At 60.3% G+C, this 15,930-nt stretch carries 15 protein-coding genes; 5 read left to right on the top strand and 10 right to left on the bottom strand.

Going from position 1 to position 15,930, the window contains the following annotated elements:
• Positions 1 to 33: 33 nt before the first annotated feature.
• On the top strand, positions 34 to 648 hold the full coding sequence (locus NWV16_RS11945) for a response regulator transcription factor (protein WP_260523182.1): 615 nt from the start codon (positions 34 to 36) through the stop codon (positions 646 to 648).
• On the opposite strand, the gene NWV16_RS11940 is transcribed toward NWV16_RS11945, so the two are convergent.
• Positions 635 to 3,517 carry a helix-turn-helix transcriptional regulator gene (locus NWV16_RS11940; protein ID WP_260523181.1) on the bottom strand — a complete coding sequence of 961 codons (2,883 nt, stop codon included), beginning with the start codon at positions 3,515 to 3,517 and terminating at the stop codon, positions 635 to 637. The two genes, NWV16_RS11945 and NWV16_RS11940, sit on opposite strands and share 14 nt — an antisense overlap.
• A gap of 188 nt (positions 3,518 to 3,705) precedes the next feature.
• On the bottom strand, positions 3,706 to 4,500 hold the full coding sequence (locus tag NWV16_RS11935) for an SDR family NAD(P)-dependent oxidoreductase (RefSeq protein WP_260523180.1): 795 nt from the start codon (positions 4,498 to 4,500) through the stop codon (positions 3,706 to 3,708).
• A 106-nt stretch (positions 4,501 to 4,606) separates the two neighbouring features.
• Between NWV16_RS11935 and NWV16_RS11930 the strand changes: the two genes are divergently transcribed.
• Entirely contained in the window at positions 4,607 to 5,563 is a 957-nt protein-coding gene (locus tag NWV16_RS11930; RefSeq protein WP_260523509.1) for a GlxA family transcriptional regulator, read from the top strand.
• Positions 5,564 to 5,702: 139 nt separating this feature from the next.
• On the opposite strand, the gene NWV16_RS11925 is transcribed toward NWV16_RS11930, so the two are convergent.
• The 5 genes from NWV16_RS11925 to tspO all read right to left on the bottom strand — a co-directional run bounded on the left by NWV16_RS11925 (position 5,703) and on the right by tspO (position 9,104).
• Positions 5,703 to 6,065 (bottom strand): DUF6124 family protein, encoded by a 363-nt coding sequence (locus NWV16_RS11925; protein ID WP_260523179.1) that lies wholly within the window; start codon positions 6,063 to 6,065, stop codon positions 5,703 to 5,705.
• 483 nt (positions 6,066 to 6,548) lie between these two features.
• Positions 6,549 to 6,962, bottom strand: coding sequence for a hypothetical protein (locus NWV16_RS11920; protein WP_260523178.1), 414 nt, complete (start codon positions 6,960 to 6,962; stop codon positions 6,549 to 6,551).
• Positions 6,963 to 7,062: 100 nt separating this feature from the next.
• Positions 7,063 to 7,440 carry a Ypar14, super integron cassette gene (locus NWV16_RS11915; RefSeq protein ID WP_260523177.1) on the bottom strand — a complete coding sequence of 126 codons (378 nt, stop codon included), beginning with the start codon at positions 7,438 to 7,440 and terminating at the stop codon, positions 7,063 to 7,065.
• Between the two features lie 241 nt (positions 7,441 to 7,681).
• A complete protein-coding gene (locus tag NWV16_RS11910; protein ID WP_260523176.1) occupies positions 7,682 to 8,650 on the bottom strand; it encodes an alpha/beta hydrolase in 969 nt (322 codons plus the stop codon).
• A 10-nt stretch (positions 8,651 to 8,660) separates the two neighbouring features.
• Positions 8,661 to 9,104 (bottom strand): tryptophan-rich sensory protein TspO, encoded by a 444-nt coding sequence (gene tspO, locus NWV16_RS11905; protein ID WP_260523175.1) that lies wholly within the window; start codon positions 9,102 to 9,104, stop codon positions 8,661 to 8,663.
• Between the two features lie 189 nt (positions 9,105 to 9,293).
• On the opposite strand from tspO, the gene NWV16_RS11900 reads away from it, so the two are divergent.
• Together NWV16_RS11900 and NWV16_RS11895 are read left to right on the top strand one after the other, a co-directional pair.
• The gene (locus NWV16_RS11900; RefSeq protein ID WP_260523174.1) at positions 9,294 to 10,127 is read left to right on the top strand and encodes an oxidoreductase; all 834 of its coding nucleotides are present in this window, start codon (positions 9,294 to 9,296) and stop codon (positions 10,125 to 10,127) included.
• A gap of 21 nt (positions 10,128 to 10,148) precedes the next feature.
• Positions 10,149 to 11,087, top strand: a complete 939-nt coding sequence (locus tag NWV16_RS11895) for an AraC family transcriptional regulator (protein WP_260523173.1) — start codon at positions 10,149 to 10,151, stop codon at positions 11,085 to 11,087.
• On the opposite strand, the gene NWV16_RS11890 is transcribed toward NWV16_RS11895, so the two are convergent.
• Genes NWV16_RS11890 through NWV16_RS11880 form a run of 3 tightly spaced genes read right to left on the bottom strand, consistent with a single transcriptional unit; the run spans position 11,084 to position 14,469 of the window.
• The gene (locus tag NWV16_RS11890; RefSeq protein WP_260523172.1) at positions 11,084 to 13,093 is read right to left on the bottom strand and encodes an FUSC family protein; all 2,010 of its coding nucleotides are present in this window, start codon (positions 13,091 to 13,093) and stop codon (positions 11,084 to 11,086) included. The genes NWV16_RS11895 and NWV16_RS11890 overlap by 4 nt on opposite strands.
• Entirely contained in the window at positions 13,090 to 14,142 is a 1,053-nt protein-coding gene (mdtN, locus tag NWV16_RS11885; RefSeq protein ID WP_260523171.1) for a multidrug transporter subunit MdtN, read from the bottom strand. The genes NWV16_RS11890 and mdtN overlap by 4 nt, the downstream gene beginning before the upstream one ends.
• A 9-nt stretch (positions 14,143 to 14,151) precedes the next feature.
• Complete coding sequence (locus tag NWV16_RS11880) at positions 14,152 to 14,469, bottom strand: YtcA family lipoprotein (protein ID WP_260523170.1); 318 nt, start codon at positions 14,467 to 14,469, stop codon at positions 14,152 to 14,154.
• Between the two features lie 200 nt (positions 14,470 to 14,669).
• On the opposite strand from NWV16_RS11880, the gene NWV16_RS11875 reads away from it, so the two are divergent.
• Entirely contained in the window at positions 14,670 to 15,926 is a 1,257-nt protein-coding gene (locus NWV16_RS11875) for a PucR family transcriptional regulator (RefSeq protein WP_260523169.1), read from the top strand.
• Positions 15,927 to 15,930 lie beyond the last annotated feature (4 nt).

The following is a 15,930-nucleotide window of genomic DNA, read 5'->3' as shown; positions in this document are numbered from 1 at the left end:
CGCACAGTGTCCCCCGGCCACGGAGCTTCTCCGATGAGTGACGTCACGCCTGTGGTTTTCGTTGTGGATGACGACGTCTCCGTGCGCGAGTCGCTGGAACTGCTGATCCGCTGCGCCGGCTGGCAGCCACGACTCTTCGAGTCCGCGCAGGCTTTTCTCGCCGAGCCTCGGGCGCGGGTTCCCAGTTGTCTGGTGCTGGATATCAACCTGCCGGACCTGAATGGTCTGGATTTGCAGACGTCCCTGGCAGACGAGCGCTACAACATGCCGATCATTTTCATCACCGGGTACGGCGACATTCCGCGCACGGTGCGAGCGTTGAAAGCCGGCGCAGTGGAGTTTCTGACCAAACCGTTCAACGATGACGTGCTTCTCACGGCCATGAGCGAGGCGCTCGAAGGCAGCCGCGCGGCGCTGGAGGAAGAAAAAGCCGTGCTATCCGTGCTTGAGGCCTACAAAACCCTGACGCCCCGCGAACAGGAAATCATGGCCGCGGTGGTCAGCGGTCGTCTGAACAAGCTGATCGCCGCTGACCTCGATATCAGCGAAATCACAGTGAAGGCCCACCGGGGCAAGGTCATGCGCAAGATGAAAGCCCGTTCGCTGGCGGATCTGGTGAAAATGGCGGCGCTGATCACTCGCGTGTGACGCAAAGGCTTTGCCAGAGGGATTCCAGCCGGCGCAGATCAAGGGTGTCGAAGCCCTCCGAAACCCGCTCGCGACAAACGCCGAGCAACGCCCTGGCCTGCTCCGCCCCTCCCTGTTCCAGCCAGAGCCTGGCCAGATCCATCGAAGTCCTCAACTCCCATGCCCAGGCTCCCTGATCGCGGCTCAGCGCGATGGACGCCTCAAGCAGGGTCGTGATGGCCTGAACATTCTCGCCGTCGATCAACTTGAGAATACCGGCCTTGATCCGCAGCAGTTCCGGCAATGCGAAAGCGTCGCCGCTCTGACGACAGTGATCGATGGTGCCTTCGACCAGCGCCAGCGCCTTATCGTGTTGCCCGCCCAGCATCAGGCCCTCGGCCAATGCGATTTCAAAGGATGTCGTGAGCAGTTCGTAGCGCATGCCACGCAACCGCGCCAGGCTCTCCTCCAGCAGCGGCACCGCATCACCAGGCTGTTCGGCGCGGATCGCAATCGCCGCTGACAAGCCATGGGCGGCAGCCATGTACGGGCCCAGCGCATTGGTTTCGGCAACCGCACTGAATCGCTCCAGACTGGCGAGTGCCTTCTCCAGATCGCCGGTCCAGATATAGATGCACAGAATCCAGACCATCGCGATGCAGTAGGTGACCGGATGCTGCAGCGCCGACGCTTCGGCTTCGATCAGTTCGGCCCAGTGCCGGGCCTGATCGGGAAAACCCTGCAACCACAGCGAACGGGCCAGTGCCAGCCCGGTACGATTGCGATGATCGAAGCCGTAGTAGATCGTGTTGCCGGGGTGGGACGGCAAGCTGTTGCGCAGCGAGCGCTCCAGCTCCTGTCGGGCCAGACGCTGATTGCCCAACAGATGATGGGAGATGCCGGTCAGCGATGAAGCAATCGCAATGGCTGCCGGCTGATTCAGCACATTGCCGACCACGGCGGCCTGCTCTGCCCATGCCAGCGAAGAGCGGAAATCGCCAATGCGCTCGTAGAAAATCTGCAAGCGCCCCAGCAGCCTCAGCTGTGACCCGTGATCCGCCAGCGCAACGGCGATGTCCAGCGCCCGGAGCAAGGCCTTTTCGGCCGCTTCGCTGTTGCCCTGAGTGAACATCAGCACCAGCCCGAGGGCCGCCTGCAATTCCATTTCGGTCGATGTGCCGTAGTACCCCAGCTCGAGCAGTTCCGCGGCCCGGGAACACCAGGTCCGGCACTCGACCAACAGCGAAAAATGCAAAAACAACGGGGCGCTCGCCGCCGCCAGGGGCAATGCCAGGCCCGGGTCGCCATGGGGGCCGAAGCTCCACTCCAGCGCGCTGCGTACGTTGCCCAACTGAGTGGCAAGGCGCCCGAAGTAGCGGAAAAACTCATCGGGCGAGGTACCGGGGTGACCCAGCAGATCCATGTAATACGCCGCATGCCGGAAGGCCAGCGAGTTGACTTCGGCATCGCCCCGGGCCGTCAGTTTTTCCCGGGCATAGGCGCGTGTCATCTCCAGCAGCCGATAGGAGTCCGTCGAATCACTGTGATCGACCGTGACCAGCCCCTTGCACACCAGATCATCGAGGATTGCGGCCACCGCCGGGCCATCGGACTGAGACTCGGCCACCACCTGGGACGCCGCCTCTTGAGAGAACGGCCCGACAAACACCGACAACCGCTCCAGCGCCAGACGCTCCGGCGGCGACAACAGGTCGTAACTCCAGTCGAGCATGGCGCGCAGCGTCTGATGCCGCGGCACCGCCGTCCGGCGCCCCGACCAGCCCAGTGAAAAGCGTTCGCCGAGCAAGGCATGCGTGGCCTTCAGGCCGTGGCTGGCGACTCGCATCGCCGCCAGTTCGATCGGCAGCGCCATGCCCTCCAGGCGTTGGCAGATGTCCGCGATCATCTGCCCGCCCTCCGCCTCCAGCAGCAACGCCGCATTGCTCGACGAAGCGCGCTCGACAAACAGCCTGATCGCAGCGAATGCCAGCAGTTCCTGAGTGGAAAGGTGCCGGGACTCGCGAGGAAATTCCAGCGGATTGAGCCAGTGAACGTATTCACCGCGCACGCGCAATGGCTCGCGACTGGTCGCCAGAATGCTCACATCCGGCGCGCTGTCGCTGATTTGTTCCAGGAGGGTCGAAACGGCGTCGATCAGGTGTTCGCAATTGTCGATCACCAGCATCAGCCGCTGTTCACGCAGATGCGCGAGCAGCACAAACAGCGGGTCTTCAGCCTGCACCGCAATGCCCAGCGATCTGGCCAATGCCGACGTCACCAGCGTGCTGTCTTCAATCTGAGCCAGGTCGACGAAGCACACGCGTTCGTAACCCTGGGCCGCGATGCGATGCGCCACTTCGATAGCCAGGCTGGTCTTGCCGACACCACCGGGGCCGACGAGGGTGAACAACCTGGGTTGCTGCAGGTGATCGACGACCAGTTGCAGATCGGTTTCGCGACCGATCAGCTTCGCCCGTGGTGGCAGGTGGCATACGTTTCGGTCACGGTTGGTCGGGGTGGATGCCGGCTGATCCTCGGACAATTGCCTTTCCAGCGGCGCCACAAAGGCGTAGCCCACTCCCACCTGGGTCGTGATGTAACGTGCCTGCTCTTCGCCATCCCCGAGAATCCGCCGCAGGCCCGTCATGTGAAAGCGCAGACTGCCTTCGGCGACCACGCTGTCGGGCCAGACCTTTTCGATCAGATCGTACTTGGACAACACGCGCCCCGGCTGCTCCAGCAAGGCGATCAGCAGATCCAGCGCCCGACCGCCGATCTCCACCGGAACACCGTTGCGGGTCAGCAGCCGTTTACCAGGAACGACGCAGAACGGACCAAAAACGAACCGGATCGTGAGGGACTCATGCAAGGCGTCTGGAATGGGCTCCACGAGGGGCGATCTCTCCGGGAAACGTTGGGGGCGTCGCCGTTTGCAAGGCGCAGGCGCAAGCCTTTTGCATCATAGGAGTTCTGCACGATCGTTCAAGCCTGACGCGTGCGGAGTGAGAACTTCACCCCGTAATTTTGCCCCTATGTTTGTAGCCCCCTTCGTTCGCCAATCGATGCCTGCGTCGAACGTCAGTCGCGATAGCGTGCAGCCGGCGCACTGCGCGACAGGTCAGGCATGAGCTTCTGGCGCGCCGCCTCGTAGGCACTCCAGTCGGCGAGCTCGGGAAGTGCCGGAATGGTGACGAACTCACCCTGGTCGAGGCCGGACAGTGCCGCGTCGACCATGTCGTCCGCCCGCATCACAATGGCCTCCGGCAGATGCTCCAGCGGCGTGCCGGCCACGCTCCAGAATTCGGTGGCCGTCGCGCCCGGCAGCACCACCTGGACCCGGACATTTTTGTCCGCCAATTCATGCCGCAAGGATTGGCTGAACGCCAGGACGAACGCCTTGGAGCCGCCGTAAACACCGTTCAACACCTCCGGGGCGATGGCCACGATCGAGGCGATGTTGATCAACGTGCCGCCGCCACGGGCAACGAAAGCCGGGACCGCCGCATACGTCAGGCGCATCAGCACGTTCACGTTGAGCGTCAGCAAGTCGTCGAGCTTGTCGACGTCCGACTCCAGCAAGGGCTGAGTCGCGCCAACCCCGGCATTGTTCACCAGCACAGAAATGTTGCTGTCCGTTTTGAGCCGCGCTTCGACGCGTGCCAGATCGGCCCGGTCGGAGAGATCGGCCGCCAGGACTTCAACGTGACGGCCGGTTTCTTCACTCAAGCGTTTGGCCAGGACATTCAGGCGGTCGCGGTTTCGTGCGACCAGAATCAGGTCATGTCCACGGCGGGCCAGGCGTTCAGCGTAAATGGCACCGATACCGGACGAAGCGCCGGTGATCAGGGCGGTGCCGAGGCGGGATTGAGTCATGTCGAGTCTCCAGGGTGGTGGGAAGTACTGGAGAACAGAATGCGACGGCTTGGCCATATCTCAAATGACGTATAAGGTAGTGATTCAGGACATTCGAGAAATCACCATGCATCGCATCGGCTACTTGCTCACTGACGGTTTTCAGGTGCTCTCCCTGGCAACTCAAGCCGTATTCGAATTCGCCAATCAGATCGCCGAAGCCCCCTTCTACAGCATCGAAAACTTCTCGCCGGACGGCGGCACGGTGCGTTCCTCGCTGGGGCTGGCCATGGAAACCCGCCCGCTTGAAGCGCCCGGACTGGCCGACACCTGGATCGTGGTCGGGGTCAACGATCCGGTAAAAACCGAAACGGCCTCTGCTGTGCTCGATTTCGTGCGCCTGGCCGGCAACCAGGCGCGGCGCACGGTCGGCATCTGCACCGGCGGCTTCATCCTCGCCGAAGCCGGCCTGCTGACCGGACGCCGCGCCACAACCCACTGGGCCTACGCGCAGGCCTTGCAGAAGCGCCATCCTGAAATCAGCGTCGACGTCGACCGCATCTATATCGTCGACGGCCCCTTCTGGACGTCGGCGGGCATGACTGCCGGCCTCGACCTCGCCGTCGGCATGGTGGAGAAAGATCTGGGCGCCGATGTCGCCCGTTCGGTGGCGCACAAACTGGTGATGCACCAGCACCGCTCCGGCGGCCAGTCGCAGCATTCGGAAATGCTCGACCTCGCACCCAAGTCCGACCGCATCCAAAACGCGCTGAACTATGCACGGCAGCATTTGAGTCGACCGCTCAGCGTCGAAGAACTGGCCGGCGTGGCGCACCTGAGCCCTCGCCAGTTCACCCGCATATTCAGCGCAGAAACCGGCCAATCCCCCGCCAAAGCCATCGAAGGCCTGCGCCTGGAGGCCGCTCGATTGATGATCGAACAGAGCCGACACTCTCTTGATGTGGTCGCCAGCGAATCCGGCTTTCGCGATCGGCGGCATATGCGTGAAGCGTTCATTCGAGGCTTCGGCGTGCCTCCGCAGGCGGTGCGGCGGGATGCGCGGCAAGTGGTGGGGAAAGTGTAGATATCGCGGACTGACGAGGCGTTCCCTTTGTTGGAGCGTTGAGCGGTGCAAGAAAAAAGAAAAATGGCCGAGGTCGTCAGTGACACCTGACAACCTCGGCCATTTTCTTTCCGGCTATTGAGCGACAGCCATCAACCGATCACGTCTTCACCTCGACATGATCCAGCGCCTGATTCACCGCCAGCCCCGCGACCATCACCACTTGCGCAATGCCCAACGCCGTTTTGCGGTGGCCGGGTTCCAGGATCGCGGCGAAGTTGCTGAGCATTTCGCTGGCGGAATCGAGGGATTCACAGGCATTGGCCAGGAGGGATTCGCTGCTGTAGGCGGGGTTGGCCAGGAACATGGGGTCGTGTGTGGTGTGACTGCCCATGATGCGTTGTTGCGGAGTGAGGTAATGATCGAGGGCGCGTTCGGCGGCTTCGTTGAGGGTTCGGGAATCGGGGAATTGGTAGGGGGAGACTGGATCGGTTTCGGGTGGGTTGGGTGTTGGTTTGATCATGGTGAAACTCCTAATTATTGATAAGGAGCCTTCACCCTCGCTACCAAACGAAGGGTGGCGGCCAATACGCGGGTTGGTAGACCGGTAACTAGGAACCCGGCGCACCCGAAGGTGCCCTGCGCATGGCCACCATTAAGCAGAGACCCGAAGAGATCTGCGAACGATGCGCTATGCGACTAGTTAACTCGGGCTACCAAACCCGATCACTGTTTTTCAGTGACCCGAAAACGATAAAACCCGCATCCCAGACGCACAAGCCGGCGGATTCTGGCGCAGCCGTAGGCAATGACGCAAGGTGATGTAGCCTTGAGGGCGTAACGGATGGTGTCTTTTAAACGGGGATTTTTGGAGGGTTAAACGGGTGGATCAAGAGTGGTCTCACTCTTTGTTTTTTGAGCGGCCGCTTTCGGCCAGAAGCGGACGTTCGTAAATGTCCGCTTTCGACCCAAAGCAGACGTCGAACACCAAAAATTTTTTTGCCGTTTAACAATCGATTTTGCATCGTGCTTCAGCGGCCTGTATTCGTAATGTAAGACCAGACTCGAAGCACATGACAAGATGATGATCTGGCTGGATGTGATCTGTCAGGTAAAAAGCCTGTGTCTCTGCGTTGGACTCCACGGCTCCGATCGAATGAATAACACTATCGTCGCCATCGATTGGGTAATCATCCCGCCCACTTGATGAAAAATAATCGACCTCATGGAAGCTGATAGTAATCTTGTGTGCTTCTTCGGTCGGCACCCAGGCTTCAGTCCGTCGAGTAAAGATGAGTACAGCCGACCTATCCACGATGTCGTAATTAATGGTGCTGGCGTGGTAGAAGTTATGAAGGTCATACGCACGATTTTGAATTTCAACCTCAATATGCCCGAATTCGAAACCATGAAATTGCATGGGTAATCCCTAATGATCTAACGGCAGGCGCGTATCGTACGGCATCGACCGGTTGAATCCACAGCCATTAGCGAGCATTCGTGATTTCCCAGACTTGCCCCTAAGCAGCCCCATAGCTAAACGGCTCTAGAAAAAATTGCGGATCGACCCAAAGCCTTAGGCCGTACGGAATTACCGAATATCCGTCATATCGTCCGGTGAAAGTATTCGATGCAGCGAACTCCACAAATGTGCCGCGCTTATCGTCAACAACGCGGATACCAGGGCATCCGAGCAACTTGTACCTGATGATGGGTTTGGGTAATGACGTCTCCCACATCTGAATTTCTACATCAGAATCATATTGCCAGATTGTCAGTTCCAGCCTGAGGGAGCCTTGTTCAATCAAATACCGATGCGACGTATCAAATTCATCGTGAGAAGGACCGACGCCGAGTACGGCGACCAGATCAAAAGGATCCCATGTGAGCTGTGGCATACCGTCTCCTTTGCCAGATATGGCCATGTATCTTAGCTATGACCGTTTGTGAATCATTCCTTCCTTGCTGATCATCCCCAGGCGAAGTCGCCGCAACACATGACATTTACGCTCGGGTGATACTACTCCTCAGCTTCGCAAAGCGATGTCCTCTCTGGGTCGAAAACGGACATTTACGAACGTCCGCTTCTGGCCGAAAGCGGACATTCGTGGCCGCCTAAATCGCCCCTACCTAAAACACTCACCCTTCACCAACCCGCCCCATAACCCAAGCCCGACCATACCCAACCACCCTCCCCGCCAACCCCAGCGGAAAATGAATCACCCCATGCGCCGTTTCCGGCAACAAATGCACCTCCACGTCCGCCACCCTCCCCCAACGCTCAGCCAACTCAAGCGTGTCATCCCTGAGTGGATCCAGCTCCGCAGCAAACATCAACGCCGGCGGAAACCCGGTGAAGTCGCCGTACAACGGAGACAACGGCGGCTGCCGGCGTTCTTCATCGCTCAATCCCGGCGTGAGCATTTGCAGCGCTTCAACCATCCCCGGCCCATCCAGCAGCAAGGTATCGGGCCCGGCGTTGCGTACGCTGGGGGTTCCGGTCAGGTCGTAGACGCCGTAGTACAGCAGCGCCCCGCTCACCCGTTTGAGCATGTCCGGCCATTGTTTGAGTTGCAGCAGGGTTGCGGCGGCGAGGTGGCCGCCGGCGGATTCGCCCACGACGATGACGGGCAGGTTCGCAAATTCGTGACAGTCATCGCTCAGCAGCCAGCGGGCTGCCGTGAGGCAGTCCTGCATGACGCCTTCGATCGGGGTCGAGACTACAAGCCGATAATCGACCGAGACCACGGCTACGTCGCAGGCTTTCACCATGCCGATGTTGAGGTGATCGTTCATCTGCGCATTGCCGATGACCCAGCCGCCGCCATGAAAATCCAGCACCACGCCTTTGGCTTTTGTCTTGGGTCGGATGATCCGCACTGAGACGGAATTGCCGTCGACGCCCACCACTTTGCGTTCGGCCTCGAGCCCGTGTTTGCGCAACTTTCTCGCGCCGCCCAATTGGCTGAGGCGAAGCAGCATTTGAATCACCCGTGGCGTGATGCGATTGCGGATGCGAAAGCGCGGCAGCCGGGCGAGCTTCTTGTTGAAGGCGCGTAATTGCGCCAGCTCGTTTTCATCGGCGGGCCAGTCCATTGATGTCTTCATTTCGTCCTTTTTATCCGCGATTGTTACGCAGAATGGAGAAATTCAACGCCGCCGCGACACACAGCCATGCCAGGTAAGGGAACAGGATCAAACCGGTGATCACATCCAGGCGCAAGGCCAACACCACCATCGCGGCGACCACCAGCCACAGCAGCGTGATGATCAGCATGCCGGCGAAGAGGCGATGGGCGCCGAAGAATACCGGTGTCCACAAGGTGTTCAATGCTATTTGCGCTGCCCACAAGGCGAGGACCGTTTCGCTGCCGGGTGTCAGGGTCAGGCGATAGCCGACCCACGCGAGCAAGAGGTAGATCGTGGTCCAGGCAACGGGAAACACCCAGTTGGGCGGTGTGAAGCGTGGTTTGGCCAGCGATTGGTACCACGGGCCCGGCTGGAAAATCATCCCGGTGCTCGCCGCCGCACCGCAGGCCAACAGGAAAATTAGAAAGGTCATCGTCTGTCCTTGGCTGATATCAGCCCGTTGAGTCTGGTTCTGCTTGGATGCCTGAAGCCATGCAAAAAGTTCATCGGCCGTTATCTCGCCTCGTTGATAGAAATAGGCAATGCTCAAAGACAAACCGACATAGGTGGGCGTTTCTTCGATGGCTACCATGAGCTGAAACCCCATTCACCGGAGCCCGTCATGTCCACCACCAAGACCCTTTTCATCACTGGCGTCAGCAGCGGCTTCGGCCATGCGCTGGCCAAAGAAGCACTCGCGGCCGGCCACCGTGTCATCGGGACCGTGCGCAAGGAAGCCGACTTGCACGCCTTTCAAGCGCTCTCCGTGGATAACGCTTACGGGGTGATGCTGGATGTCACGGATTTCGACCGGATCGATGGCGTCATTGCCGAAGTTGAAGCGACTCATGGCCCGGTCGATGTGCTGATCAATAACGCCGGTTACGGCCACGAAGGCATCTTCGAAGAGTCGCCGCTGCAAGAGATGCGCCGTCAGTTCGACGTGAACGTGTTCGGCGCGGTCGCCATGATCAAGGCATTTCTGCCCTTCTTTCGCAAGCGGCGTACGGGCCACATCATCAATATCACGTCGATGGGCGGCACGATCACAATGCCGGGGATCGCCTACTACTGCGGCAGCAAGTTTGCGCTCGAAGGCATCTCCGATACGCTGAGCAAGGAGCTGGCGCCGTTCAACATCTTCGTGACCGCCGTCGCGCCGGGTTCATTTCGCACCGACTGGGCCGGTCGTTCGATGCAGCGCACGCCGCGCAGCATTGCCGACTACGACGCCAGTTTCGATCCGGTGCGCAAGGCCCGTGAAGAAAAGAGCGGCAAGCAACTCGGCGACCCGCAAAAAGCCGCCCGGGCGATGTTGCAGATCATCGCCAGCCCGACACCACCGGCACACCTGCTCCTGGGCAGTGACGCGCTGCGCCTGGTGCGTGAAAAGCTCCAACAGGCAGCCAGCGAGATCGATCAGTGGGAAGCGTTGACCCGCTCCACCGACCATTGAGTGGCCAATAGAGAGAACGCAATGAAGCAGGCCGACCCAGGCACCTCGCGCATGGTGCAACTCATGGAAACCCTCACACCGGTCGAGGGCTACAACCTGAGTGCGCTTGAAAGTGTCCGCTTCCTGCGCTCCAACCAGCCACTCAACCGCACACCGGTGCTGTACGACCCGGGCATCGTGATCCTTTGTCAGGGACGCAAACGCGGGTATCTGGGCGAAGACGTTTATGTTTACGACGCCCAGCATTATCTGGTGGTGTCCGTGCCCATCCCGTTCACCATGGAGACCGATGCCACCGAGGCCGAGCCGATGCTCGCGATCTACATGCACCTCGACTTCCACCTGGCCAGCGAGTTGATGCAGCAAGTGGATGACCTGCACGGCCCGAGCGATGCGCAACCCAAGGGCATGTACGCCTCACCGATGGACGACAAGCTCCGCGCTTCGACATTGCGCTTTCTTGAAGCCATGAGCATCCCGGGTGACGCGCAGATACTGGGGCCATCGCTGCTGCGGGAAATCTACTACCGCATTCTGACCGGCGAACAAGGCGGATCGATGCGTGCCGCGCTCAACCGACAGGGGCACTTCGGCAAGGTGACCCGGGCGATCCGCAAGATCCACAGTTGCTATCAGGAGCGCCTCGACGTCGAGCAACTCGCCCACGAAGCCAGCATGAGCGTGCCGAATTTTCACCTGCACTTTCGCGGCGTGACGGACACCTCACCCATGCAATACCTGAAGTCGACACGTCTGCATCAGGCGCGGCTGTTGATGCTGCGCAATGCCATGACCGCTTCGGCAGCGGCGTTCAACGTGGGTTATGAAAGCGCCTCGCAATTCAGTCGTGAGTTCAAACGCTTCTTTGGCAGAACGCCGCAGGCGGAGATTGAATGGATGAAGGCGACGTATGCCTTGCCTGCGCCGACTTCGCCCTCGGAGTATGTTTCGTCGCATTAACGGGCAGGCAGGTTTTCCACGCTTGCCAGCAACTGAAGAAAACGCGCTTTCAGTTCATCGTCCTCCAGCCTTGCGCTGGCGTATTCCCGCAAGCGTTCCAGGGCCCCGCTCGCGACCGCAAAGCCCTGCTGTCCCTTCAGTTGCTGCGCGTAGTCATCCAGCACGGTCGCCGTTTCGTTGCAGAGTTCAAGGGATGCCAGCCAGGCCTCGCCTTGGGACTGACCGTGAGCCAGTTCCACTTGCAGCGCATCGATTGCCATGGCGATGGTTCTGAGTCGCACCAGCAATTCCTGCATGCGCAAGACCAACACTTCCTGATGACTCTCGGCGACCTGCCAACCGGGCTCCAGCGCCACTCGGGCCACCATCGCCTGGCAGTCGGCCAACTCGTTCCATACGCGCAAGTCACGGGGCGAGTCGTCGGCTTTTCGTCTCGTGTTCAGTGAGTTCGCGAGCTGGTTTACCAACGTTGCCAATCGTTGACGCAGCGTTTCACCTTCTGCCTCGGGCCACAAAAAGGCGTGAATCAACAGGGAAATCCCGACACCCAAGAGCACACCGATAATGCGATCACGAATCTCCGTCAGGTTGGTGCTGGGCTCGAATTGTTCCAGCAACGCCAACGCAAAGGTGAACACGATCTGCACACCGGCGTAGCTGATTCGCTCGGAGCCGGCGGCGATCCAGGAGCCGAGCGCAATCACCGGCAACGACATGAACAACAGGCCGACGATTCCGTCGATGTGCGGCACCACCAGGATCACCATCGCCAATGCCAAAGCGCTGCCCACCAGCGCACCGCCGACACGCAACGTCGCGCGCATCCCGGTCGCGCCGAGGCTGGGTTGAGCGACGATCAGGCAAGTCAGCATGATGGTGTGGATGCCTTGCCAGTCCGTGCCCATGTAGAACAGGTAACACAACGACGCGGCCAACAACGTCTTGACGGCAAACTGCGTGTACACAGGGTTTTCGAAGGCATCCGGCACCCACATCGGGGCGCTCTTCGGCTTGGTTTCCGAGGGGCTTTCAGCCGCCTGCACATTGAGAAAAGACAACAATTCCAGGCGCATTTGCTCGTATACGCCGGGCAGACCGGTCGTATCGATTTGATCAAGCGCAGACAATCCTTCAGGCGCTTGGCCCGTTTCCAGAGCAGCCTCCAGATCAAGCACGGCCTGGCGCAACAATTCGTTCGCCAAGGCATTGGCTGTTGGCGCTGGCAGTTGAGCGGCCAGCGTCAACAGCCGGGAAATACTGCTGATGCGTGCCAGATGCGCAGTCTGCTGACTGCGAAAATCAACGTCGCGCATACAGGCGAACCGCAACAGTTGTTGCGACGCCAACACGCTGCGCTGAATCGCGGCGGCACCCAACGCCGCCCCGCTCTGCTCACCGCTCAGACATCGGGCAACCGTGAGTAACTGCGAGCGCAGATGATTTTCCAGTTGCCGGACAGGCTCCGCCGGCAACAACAGCGTGTTGACCAGCAGCGTCAGGCCGATGGCGTAACTGACCGCCACCCACACCCAGAGCACCAGACGCAAAACCGCCTCGGCCTGATCGGTCAGGTCGACGAAGGTCTGGGCATAGATCACCACAATGCCCACCACGAAAAATACCACGCCGATCCGGGTCACCCGGATCAAATACGCACTGCAGAAAAACAGCGCGCAAGCACCGAGAATGCGCAGCAGCGGATAGCCGTAGGTGAATTTCAGCAGCAGGATGGTCAAGCCGATGGCCAGTGTCGCGCCGACCAGAAACAGCATCCCGACCATACGGGTCAGCACCACGTTGGTCTGCGTCACGTAGAAGACCACGATCAACGAAAGCGCCAGCAACGGCACCTGCAGGGTCATCGAGATGATGATCACCAGCGCACTGCCCAGCAGCGTGCGCAGCAACAGGTTCATACGACCAGGGTACGGCTGAAGTTCATCGACCAGAAACCGGTACAGGCGCTCCAGACCGCCCCGGTTCAAGTCTTGCGCCGAATATTTCATTGGCCGTTCTTGGCCGCTTCGTCAGGGCGCAACACGGCGACGGCGGAGGCGCCGATGCGGAACAGCTCCGGGTCGGGATCGCGCACCGAGATCTTCACCGGAAACCGCTGCGAAACCCTGACCCAGTTGATGGTGCGCTGCACACGTGGCAGGCCTTCGATCACGGTTCCGCCGTCATCCGGCAGCACGCCGAAACTGAGCGAGTCGACCCGCCCCTGAAAGCGCTTGCCGGTGTCGCCCAGCAGGTAAAGCGTCGCGGACGTGCCCGCCTTGATGCCTTTCAGATCGGTCTCGCGAAAGTTCGCCACCACGTACCAATGGCGCGTATCGATCAGTGTAAAAATTGGTTTGTAGGCCGAGGCAAACTGGCCGACGGTGGTGCGCAAAGACGCGATTCGTCCGTCGAAAGGCGCGCGCACTTCGGTGAATTCCAGGTTCAGCTCGGCCAGGGATATCTGCGCCTCGACCTCGGCCCGCTGCGCCACCAGCGCATCCACGCCGCTGACGGCAGCCGAGGCTCGTTGGGCCTGCAATCGGGAGGCGTTGAGTTCGGCGGCTGTCGAGCGTTGCGCCGTGCGCGCCTGATCCACGGCCTCCACGGACACATAGCCTTTGGCGAGCAACTTCTCCAATCGCTGAAGGGTCTCGTTGGACTGCGTGGCCTGCGCCCTCGCCCGTTCGACCGACGCCACCGCCGATGCGGCCTCGTATTGCTGGGCGTTCACGCTGCGTTGAGTCAAACCGATCTGATGGTTGAGGGTCACCAGCCGCGCCCGGGCCTGATCCAGCGCGTCCTGATACGGGCGGGCATCGATGCGGATCAACAGATCGCCCTGCTTGACCCACTGGTTGTCGCGCACCGGCATTTCGACGATCCGGCCGTTGACCTCCGGAACGACATCGATGGTATCGGCGTACACATACGCGTCATCGGTACTCGGCCGGGTTTCGGTTTGCCAGAGCACATAACCCAGCAGCAGGAGCGCTGCCAGAACGATCAGCAGCGCCGGTAAACGGCTTGCACGCGGTTTTGCGTCGGTTTTATTCATGGCGGGCACTCATCCGTGGAAGACGACGAGCCACAACAGCATCGCCAGGAGTCCGGTCAGCGCCGGGTAGCTCAGAGCCAGAGGCGCAATGCGTTCGCGTAGCGAGTATTTGCCCAGGGTCACGTGGATCGCCGTGATCGCCACAACGCCGCCGACCATGCAGAACAACCAGTCGGGAAATGCCGCACCGAACAGTACAAGCGAGGGGGATGTGGAGCATCCGCTGAGCAGTAGAACGACGAGGATCAGTGCCAGCCTGACGGGATCGAATGAAGGCATGCCGACCTTCGCAAATGACGACTGACGCAAACCGGAACCTCTGGGCAAGGAATTGACCTGCGCACCTTACCGATCCGTCCACGGTCCCGATATTGGAAAAAAACACAACTTCGTTGTGACAGGAAACAACCGGAAAACCGGGCTGAAAGCGTTGTTGAACCGGCCTGTTGAACGTAAGAACATAGAGCGCGCACAGACACTCGCCAACGAGTCAAACCGACCCTTCCAGGCGCAAAAAGGTGAACGCCATGACGCCCATTCCCACCCTCAGCGCTCGCCTTGCGACGATCACCCGCGAGTTTGCGGACACCCCTTCCCTGCTCACGGCAAAGATCAACAGCCAGCTCATCGGGATGGCAGGCTACAAGGACCTCACACCCGAAGCCCGCAAGGATCTGGAAAGCTCCCTCAGCTACACCGCGCGCCTGTGGTGCGAAACGCTGCTGACCGGCGAGGGGTTGTCACCGGACACTCGCCGTGCGCTGCGGGAAATCGGTTGCCGGCGCGTCCATCAGGGCGTGCCTCTGCAATCGTTGATGCGCGGTTTCAGTCTGGGTGTTCGCGGGATCTGGAGCGGCTATCTGGAGCTCGCCAGAGACGACGATGCATTAAGCAAAGAGTTGCTGTCGCAGATTTCCGGCTACATGTTCGACTTCTTCGACGATCTTGCCGAAGAGGTGGTCCAGGCCTATCTGGAAGAACAGATTCAGAAAGTTCGCTGGCGGGAACACCTGCACCAGCGGCTTTATCACTTGCTGCTGCACTCCCCGCACGATACCGAAGGATTCGAAGACACCCTGTCGGCACTCGGCCTGGATGCCAGCACGCCCCGGGTGGCCCTCGCACTGGAACTGCCGTTGCGTCCTGTCCAGCCGTTGCAGCGCGAAGACGAATTCGACCGCCTGACCCTGCAGGTTGCCCGACACCTGAAGATCCCGGTCAAGGAACTCATTCGTGTCTGGTATCGGGACAAACTGGTGATCTGGCTGCCGGGCATCAAAGGCGAAACCCTCACGCAATGCGACCAGCGCATGAGCGACAGCGCCGCGTCACTGCCGGCGTTGCTGCCGTCGTTGCGTGGCATCGGCATTGGTCTGCTGAATCAGGGGATCGCCGGCTGGATCGGCACGGCGCAAGAAGCGATCAAGGCCATCGATCTGTTTCCTGTCGACGGGGCCGACGCACGGGTCCGACGCTACTCCAGCGTGCTGATCGAAGACAGCGTGCGCAGCCACGACAACACCCTCCGATACCTGATGTCGCTGATCGAACAGCTCAGTCATGAACCCGACCTGCTGCTGACACTGGAAGCGTTTTTCTCAAGCGGCCGTCACCGCGCCCAGACCGCCAAGACCCTCGGCATCCACCCGAACACCCTCAATTACCGCACCGCCCGGATCGAAACCCTCCTGGGAGCGGATCTCAACGACATCAACTGGATCAGCCGGCTGGATACGGCCCTGAAACTGCGCCGGCACTCGATCAGCAAGAGCCAGGAGCGCTAGACGC

This window comes from Pseudomonas sp. BW7P1, assembly GCF_024981055.1.
Taxonomy (GTDB): Bacteria; Pseudomonadota; Gammaproteobacteria; order Pseudomonadales; family Pseudomonadaceae; genus Aquipseudomonas; species Aquipseudomonas bananamidigenes.
The sequence above is the reverse complement of the archived record's forward strand: the minus strand, read 5'-3'. Positions and strand labels throughout refer to the sequence as shown.

Coding starts and splice junctions, on each gene's coding strand:
- NWV16_RS11945 (WP_260523182.1), top strand. CDS start 34: ATGAGTGACGTCACGCCTGTGGTTTTCGTTGTGGATGACGACGTCTCC.
- NWV16_RS11935 (WP_260523180.1), bottom strand. CDS start 4,500: ATGACTCAATCCCGCCTCGGCACCGCCCTGATCACCGGCGCTTCGTCC.
- NWV16_RS11930 (WP_260523509.1), top strand. CDS start 4,607: ATGCATCGCATCGGCTACTTGCTCACTGACGGTTTTCAGGTGCTCTCC.
- NWV16_RS11925 (WP_260523179.1), bottom strand. CDS start 6,065: ATGATCAAACCAACACCCAACCCACCCGAAACCGATCCAGTCTCCCCC.
- NWV16_RS11920 (WP_260523178.1), bottom strand. CDS start 6,962: ATGCAATTTCATGGTTTCGAATTCGGGCATATTGAGGTTGAAATTCAA.
- NWV16_RS11915 (WP_260523177.1), bottom strand. CDS start 7,440: ATGCCACAGCTCACATGGGATCCTTTTGATCTGGTCGCCGTACTCGGC.
- NWV16_RS11910 (WP_260523176.1), bottom strand. CDS start 8,650: ATGAAGACATCAATGGACTGGCCCGCCGATGAAAACGAGCTGGCGCAA.
- tspO (WP_260523175.1), bottom strand. CDS start 9,104: ATGACCTTTCTAATTTTCCTGTTGGCCTGCGGTGCGGCGGCGAGCACC.
- NWV16_RS11900 (WP_260523174.1), top strand. CDS start 9,294: ATGTCCACCACCAAGACCCTTTTCATCACTGGCGTCAGCAGCGGCTTC.
- NWV16_RS11895 (WP_260523173.1), top strand. CDS start 10,149: ATGAAGCAGGCCGACCCAGGCACCTCGCGCATGGTGCAACTCATGGAA.
- NWV16_RS11890 (WP_260523172.1), bottom strand. CDS start 13,093: ATGAAATATTCGGCGCAAGACTTGAACCGGGGCGGTCTGGAGCGCCTG.
- mdtN (WP_260523171.1), bottom strand. CDS start 14,142: ATGAATAAAACCGACGCAAAACCGCGTGCAAGCCGTTTACCGGCGCTG.
- NWV16_RS11875 (WP_260523169.1), top strand. CDS start 14,670: ATGACGCCCATTCCCACCCTCAGCGCTCGCCTTGCGACGATCACCCGC.